5 protein-coding genes are annotated in these 6,805 nt (G+C 39.3%); 2 read left to right on the top strand and 3 right to left on the bottom strand.

Annotation, left to right across the window (positions count from 1 at the left end):
• Positions 1-176 precede the first annotated feature (176 nt).
• Positions 177-1,130 carry a c-type heme family protein gene (locus AC5JMK_RS19690; protein ID WP_495910855.1) on the bottom strand — a complete coding sequence of 318 codons (954 nt, stop codon included), beginning with the start codon at positions 1,128-1,130 and terminating at the stop codon, positions 177-179.
• A gap of 148 nt (positions 1,131-1,278) precedes the next feature.
• Complete coding sequence (locus tag AC5JMK_RS19685) at positions 1,279-2,187, bottom strand: c-type heme family protein (protein ID WP_096679085.1); 909 nt, start codon at positions 2,185-2,187, stop codon at positions 1,279-1,281.
• Between the two features lie 356 nt (positions 2,188-2,543).
• Here AC5JMK_RS19685 and AC5JMK_RS19680 point away from each other — a divergent pair, with 356 nt between their 5' ends.
• Together AC5JMK_RS19680 and AC5JMK_RS19675 are read left to right on the top strand one after the other, a co-directional pair.
• Positions 2,544-4,346 (top strand): serine/threonine-protein kinase, encoded by a 1,803-nt coding sequence (locus tag AC5JMK_RS19680; RefSeq protein ID WP_096676846.1) that lies wholly within the window; start codon positions 2,544-2,546, stop codon positions 4,344-4,346.
• Between the two features lie 202 nt (positions 4,347-4,548).
• On the top strand, positions 4,549-5,433 hold the full coding sequence (locus AC5JMK_RS19675) for an SDH family Clp fold serine proteinase (RefSeq protein ID WP_096676847.1): 885 nt from the start codon (positions 4,549-4,551) through the stop codon (positions 5,431-5,433).
• Positions 5,434-5,692: 259 nt separating this feature from the next.
• On the opposite strand, the gene AC5JMK_RS19670 is transcribed toward AC5JMK_RS19675, so the two are convergent.
• Positions 5,693-6,529, bottom strand: coding sequence for a peptidoglycan-binding domain-containing protein (locus AC5JMK_RS19670; protein ID WP_096676848.1), 837 nt, complete (start codon positions 6,527-6,529; stop codon positions 5,693-5,695).
• Positions 6,530-6,805 lie beyond the last annotated feature (276 nt).

The raw sequence follows: 6,805 nt of genomic DNA, 5'->3' as shown, positions 1-6,805 counted from the left end.
ACATCATTTGAGAATCCCTGCGGCTTTAGTCCAGGGAGTACGTCAATAAAGTATTTTATATAAATAGCCTGCCTACGCAGGCTATGTTTGTGTAGCGTGACTTCTAGTCGCCAGGTATTTCTTGATTGTGGAGTCAATCAAAAATCAAAAATCAAAAATCAAAAATAGAATAACATTCACCTTTGAGGGTAGTCACTACTTCCAGTACTCCCCATACCTCCTGTACCATGTGTATTTCCAGGAGGACGTTTGAGCCGTTTCATCGCCATTTCTAAACTTAACTTCATGCGTTTAAAAGCTTTGGCGAGATTACCAATTTCATCATTAGATAACTGATCAAACTCAACCTCCATATGTCCTGTGCTGACTTCTTCCGCTACACGAGTGATGCGTTTGAGAGGAAGAACTACTTGTCGATTCAAAAAGATGTTAACTAAGACAATTACGATCACAAAAACAAGAGATACAAGCCCAACAATTAATACAGAAGATTGATTTGCTTTTTGAATTACTCTGCTAGCTGGTACAGAAATTATTTGCGCGCCCACAATTTCATCTAATTTCCAGTTAAAACCGTTAGCTGTACCATAGCGGTCTAGCATACTTTTTGGTGCTTGCTCTGGCGTACTGTGGCATTCTAGGCATTTTGGAGCAGAAACAGCAAGTGGACGAGCAATGTAAAAAATATCTCCACCAGGAAGCGATCGAAATCCACTTGCTTCTTTTAAATTTTTGTTACCCCGGAAACTATTGACAATTTGTGTCTCAAAACTATCAGCCTTATCCCGCAAATTAGTAGGGTTTAAGGTTGCTTCCTTGTAAAAGAACTCTCGATAATCTTGTTTTTGTCGCAAATTCTCAAAGACTTCCCGTGCTGAGTAACCAGGTACTGATTGCGGTAGAAACTCAGTTTCCAATTGATCAACAAGTTCTGGATTAACTTGATTGCTAGTGTACTGGCGGACAGCAATCATAGTTTCCATCAACATCAAAGCTGTAGAGGTAATTTCTTGTTTGGCATTTTGCCTTAAAACAGAAGATAAAGCCAAACCGCTCAAACTTAAGCCAAATGTCAGAATTACAAGTAATAAAATCGTAACTTTTTGTTTCAGTCGTAAATTTTTTAACATAGATTTAGGCGTATAATATCATGTTAGCTAACTTTTATATTTATATAGTTCGTAATGTCTGGCAAATAATTGTAGGTAGTTAATTATATTTGCCAATCTTGCCTCAATTGAGATATGTAACATATTTTTTATTCTTTATTTGTAAATATTAATTTTCTGTAGTACCAGTATTTCTTTTCAGTCGTTTCATCGCCATTTCTAAACTTAACTTCATGCGTTTAAAAGCCTTGGCGAGATTACCAATTTCATCATTAGTTATTTGTTTAAATTCAACATCCATGTGTCCTGTGCTAACTTCCTCAGCTACACGAGTTAGACGTTTTAAAGGGCGAATAACTTGACGTTCTAAGAAAATATTGACTAAAAGAACAACACAAATAAAAACAGCAGAGACAATTAGAATAATTACAAAAGAAGATTTATGTGCTTTTTCAATAACTTTGCTAGCTGGCAAAGAAATTATCTGTGCGCCAATGATACTGTTCAACTGCCATCCAAATCCATTTTCTGCGCCATAACGCTCAATCATCGTTTTCGGTGCAACATCAGGAGTACTGTGACACCTCAAGCAGGCTTGTTGAGTCAGTTTAAGTGGACGAGCAATATAGAAAATATCTCCACCAGGTAATGAACGAAAACCACTTAATTCTTTTAAATCTTTTTCATCAATAAAACGCTTGATAATATCCGACTCAAAAGTATCAGCTTTATCCCTTAAATTTGTAGGATTAAGTGCTGCTTCTTTATAGAAAAATTCTTTATATTCTGGTTTTTTTCGCAAAATTTCAAATACTTCTTTGGCGGAATAAGCAGATACCGTTTGTGGCAAAAATTTCGTTTCCAATTTATCAAGTAATTCCGGCGTGACTTGAGAAACTGTATACTCACGTAAAGCACTAATTGTTTCAATCAGTGACAAAGCATTGTTAGCGATTTCTTGTTTAGCATTTTGCTTGAGTAACGAAGATAAACTGAATCCACTCAAACCCAAGCCAAACACAAGAATAAGAATTAGTAGGATCGTAAACTTTTGTCTCAATTTCAGACTTTTTAACATTGTGGTCATATCTCGGTTTTAGCAGGAATGATTAAAACTACATAATCCGATTCCAGTGTTCCAGATATAAAATATATTTTTTATTAACAAAAAGCAATCTAAAAATAAACATTAGGTTCTACACCCCAAAATACAAAAATTACGCAAGATAAATATTAATAATTTTAATAAGTAGCCATCATGAATTGTATACACCAGGGTGAATAAAATATAACTCTTCTTACACCCCTATACCTTTATTCCCCTACACCCCTTTTTCAAGTTAGATTTTAGATTACTTCCCTATGGAATCTGAGAGCTTGTACCATTAAGGAATTATCGGTCAAAATAAATAGCAGATTTAGCAATTATTACTAATGGTTTGGAATCCAGGACAACGGTTGTTTGGGGGACGATATATAATCCAAAGCAAACTAGGTGAGGGTGGAATTGGTATCACTTACCTCGCCACAACTAAACATGGAGAACTACGGGTTATAAAAACCTTAAAGGAAGAAATTTTCAATAACCCCGCCTGGAAACCGCACCGAGACAAGTTAAAGCTTGATTTTAGAGATGAAGCTGTGAGATTGGCTGTGTGTCGCCATCCGCACATAGTCCAAATAGAAAATATCTTTGATGAAGCAAATATGCCTTGTATGGTGATGGAGTACATCGAAGGCGAAGATATGGGTAAGCGCCTACAGCGACTAGGAATATTACCAGAAGCAGAAGCACTGCTTTACATACGCCAAGTGGGCGCTGCTGTAGCCATGATTCACCGCAAAGGCTTGCTACATCGGGACATAAAGCCACGCAATATTATGCTTCGTAACGATAAATTAGAAGCTGTTTTGATTGACTTTGGTATTGCCAGAGAATTTATTCCCAATGTTGTACAAAAACATACAGTCTATCGTACTCCTGGTTTTGCCCCTCCAGAACAATACGAATTGGAAGCACCACGAGGAGAATACATCGATGTTTATGGTTTAGCAGCTACCTTATATAGTTTGGTGACTGGGATCATACCAACCAGTGCGGAGGAGAGACGGCGTAATATTTCTTTAAGACCACCACAGTACTACAATCCCAATCTTAGTCACAAAGTAAATTTGGCAATTCTGCGCGGTATGGAATTGCAATCCAAACAGCGTCCTCAAAGTGTACAAGACTGGTTAAATCTACTAAATAGTGAATTTGAAGAAGATTCTTCTGTACCTCCTACACAAATTATCACTCCAAACACCCACACTCAAACTACCACTTTATTGAATCAAGGGGAATGGGAGTGTGTAAATACTCTCAAAGGTCATGCCAGCATGGTGCAAACTGTAGCAGTTAGTGGTGACGGACAGCTTTTAGCAAGTGGTAGTAGTGACACCACGATCAAACTGTGGCAGCTCGATAGTGGTAAGTTACTGCGTAGCCTTGGTCGTTGGTTTTCTGGCCATTCCAGTATGGTTAGTAGTGTTACCTTTAGCCCAGATGGAGAAATTCTTGCTAGTGCGGGTTGGGATGAGACGATTAAATTGTGGTTGATTAGTTCTGGCAAAGCAATTCGTACTCTGAGGAGTCACAGCAATTGCGTTAATTCTGTTAGCTTTAGTCCGAATGGACAAATGCTCGTTAGTGGCAGTGCTGATTGTAAAATAAAACTATGGCAAGTGAGTACGGGTAGAGAAATTCGGACTTTTGTTGGCCATACTGATACTGTTTGGTCTGTTGCTTGGAGTCCGAATCGAGAAGTGATTGCCAGTGGTAGTGCTGATTACACTGTCAAGCTGTGGTACATCAATACAGGTCAAGAAATTCGCACTTTGAGGGGACATTCATTTTTTGTGAATGCGATCGCCTTCAGTCCAGATGGCGAAATGATCGCCAGTGGCAGCGCAGACTCTACTATCAAGCTATGGCTAGTAAGTACAGGTCAAGAAATTTGCACTCTCGCAGGTCATTCTAACTCAGTATGGTCACTTGCCTTTAGTCCTGATGGACAGTGTTTAGTAAGTGGTAGTTGGGACAAAACTATCAAGATTTGGCATATCAGTACAGGTAAAGAAGTTTACACATTGACTGGTCATTTGAACTATATCCGGTCTGTCACCTATAGTCCAAGTGGGCAAACTTTAGTAAGTGGTAGTGATGACGACACCATAAAAATTTGGCGGTGTAGGTGAAGGAGATCAAAGATCGGGGACAAGGGATCGAGGATTAAGTATAAATCAGTTAACAGTTAACAGTGATCTTTTAACTGACAAGTTCTCCTTGTCCCCAATCCCCGATCCCTAGTAGGCTTTTGTTTCTTCAGATAGAGCTGGCAATTCTCAAAAATTGGGACAATAATGACGGCAAACCGTTATTTTTAAATATTAAAAACCTATGAGTTTAGGTATCGGTGATTTATTCTTGATATTTCTGCTTTTTTCGTCTTTTCAACCGATTTGGCAGAAACGTCAGATGGAATATCGACGTTTCCGCGCACTTCAAGAATTTCAGCAGCAACGTAAAAGCAGAGCAATTTTTCTGATTCACCGCCAAGAGTCAATTAGTTTACTGGGAATTCCCCTATCACGCTACATAACTATTGAAGACTCAGAACAAATTCTGCGGGCAATTCGTCTCACTCCGCCAGATGTGCCAATTGACTTAATTTTACATACTCCTGGTGGTTTGGTTTTGGCTACCGAACAAATTGCTAGGGCATTAATTCGTCATCCCTCTAAAGTTACAGTTTTTGTACCCCACTATGCTATGAGTGGCGGTACTATGCTTGCCCTGGCTGCTGACGAAATTGTTATGGATGCCAATGCTGTTTTAGGGCCTGTTGATCCCCAACTTGGTAATTTCCCGGCGGCAAGTATTTTAAAAATTGTAGAAGATAAACCCATCAGTGAAATTGATGATCAAACACTGATTATGGCTGACTTATCGCGTAAGGCGATGCAACAGGTGCAGCGCTTTGTGCGGACTCTACTAAAAGACTATGTACCTAAACAAAAAGTTAAGCCAGAAGATATTGAAAAAATTGTTGAAGCCTTAACAACAGGGCGCGTTACTCATGACTACCCAATTACGGTTGAAGAAGCAACAGAGATGGGGCTGCCCGTAACAGTCGGACTGCCCCGTATAGTTTACGACCTGATGGAGTTGTATCCGCAACCTCAAGGCGGACGCCCAACAGTACAGTACATCCCCATGCCTTATGATGACCGTCGCCCCATACTACCAGTTCCCAAAGGTAGACCCCTAGAAGAACCGAATTAAATGAGCGCCCTACAAGGGGGAAGTCAAAAGTCAAAAGTCAAAAGTCAAAAATCAAAAGTATTAAACCCCTCTCGCAACAAATGAAACAAACACATTTTTATTGTTTAGCTAAAAGCCTTGCTATATAAGGGTTATAAAATGTGTTAGTTAGGAGTTGGTACTTAGATGGGACATTATTGGGGAAAGACTTGTTAAATAATTCACCCTTGTCCCCCTTGTCCCCAATTCCCAATTCCCAATTCCTGTTACTTTATTTAGTCTAAGGTGTGGGTGACGGGGTTGCTGTAGGTGTTGTCGTAGGTGTTGCTGTTGATGTTGGGGTTGGTGTGGGTGATGGGGTTGTTGTAGGTGTTGATGTTGGTGTGGGTGATGGGGTTGTTGTAGGTGTTGATGTTGGTGTGGGTGACGGGGTTGTCGTAGGTGTTGTCGTAGGTGTTGCTGTTGATGTTGGGGTTGGCGATGGGGTTGTTGTAGGTGTTGTCGTAGGTGTTGCTGTTGATGTTGGTGTGGGTGATGGGGTTGTCGTTGGTGTCGATGTTGGTGTGGGTGATGGGGTTGTCGTTGGTGTCGATGTTGGTGTTGGTGGTGTAGATGATGGTGCTACTGATGGATTTTGAAGTATTTTCTTAGCATCTTTGTCAAGTCTCTGGCGCAATGCTAAATCAGCAATTCCTGTTTGGGGAAGCTGTAGTTTTTTCTGATAAACTTTGACTGCGGATTGGGTTTGAGGCCCGTAAAATGAGTTTTTAGGTAGAGCAGGATTTGGCTTAGTTACCAGATTCAGATTTGCCTGTAAAATCTTGACAATATTTGCTGCATAAGCTTGAGTTTTTGGCCCAGCTATGCCATCGACTGGTTGTAGTCTATAACCCTTTTGAAATTCTTGAACTGCTTTTTTAGTTTCTGCATCTGTTAAGGGTGCATTTGATACCGTAACTTTATAACCTAATCCTTGCAGTACACTACGAAATTGCTGGGGAGTATAGATTTGCTGGCGCACAGTCGTTGGTGTTTGTGCGATCGCTGCACTTGTTGCCACAGTTACTATACAAACGGCAGCTACACTAAAGCTTGATTTTCCAAATTCACACCACATAATTCAAACTCCTTTCAATGAAGCCGGGAAAATATTGATGTTACCAGAACTAACAGATGCATTTTAAGTTTATATAAATACTTTGGCTGAAATATTAATGATTTTTGATTAAAACGAGTTGAATTCAGTTTAAAATCAGAATACTTGTATAAAAAATTTACAAAATAATTTATAAAAAGTATTTCTACTTAGTAAAAAAAGATAGATAAACAAACCTAAAACAACATAAATTATAGTTGTTTGTTGGTGGTTGTTTGTTGATTATTGGTAAGTTTA

It is taken from the genome of Pelatocladus sp. (genome assembly GCF_059505505.1).
Note: the sequence above shows the minus strand (reverse complement) of the source record. Positions and strands in the feature narration are given on the sequence as shown.